Genomic DNA, 235 nt, shown 5'->3' with positions numbered 1-235 from the left:
GCGGCTGATGTGCCCGTGCAACTCCAGCCTGGCCAACGTGGTTCCCATCGTTTGAGCCTTGACCCGCGCAACTTCAGCAAGGGCGGCTTGCGTTATTGCACCCTTGGCGGCCAGTACCTGCATGGCAATGACGCCTGCGTGGGTCAGGCCGATAGACTTTAATTTCTCGTTCCACGAGATTTCCACAAGGCGCGCCGCCGTCGAAAGCAATCGGGTCGTTGGCCATCTTTCCATA

Annotated in this window: 1 protein-coding gene; it reads right to left on the bottom strand. The window is 58.7% G+C overall.

The genetic code is table 11. From position 1 onward, the window contains the following. Window positions 1-186, bottom strand: a 186-nt coding sequence (locus tag SB772_RS45705) for a hypothetical protein (protein WP_410839237.1), incomplete at its 3' end; no start/stop codon positions are given. Between the last annotated feature and the right edge of the window lie 49 nt (window positions 187-235).

Source organism: Paraburkholderia sp. SIMBA_030 (genome assembly GCF_046535245.1).
Classification (GTDB): domain Bacteria; phylum Pseudomonadota; class Gammaproteobacteria; order Burkholderiales; family Burkholderiaceae; genus Paraburkholderia.
Note: the sequence above shows the minus strand (reverse complement) of the source record. Positions and strands in the feature narration are given on the sequence as shown.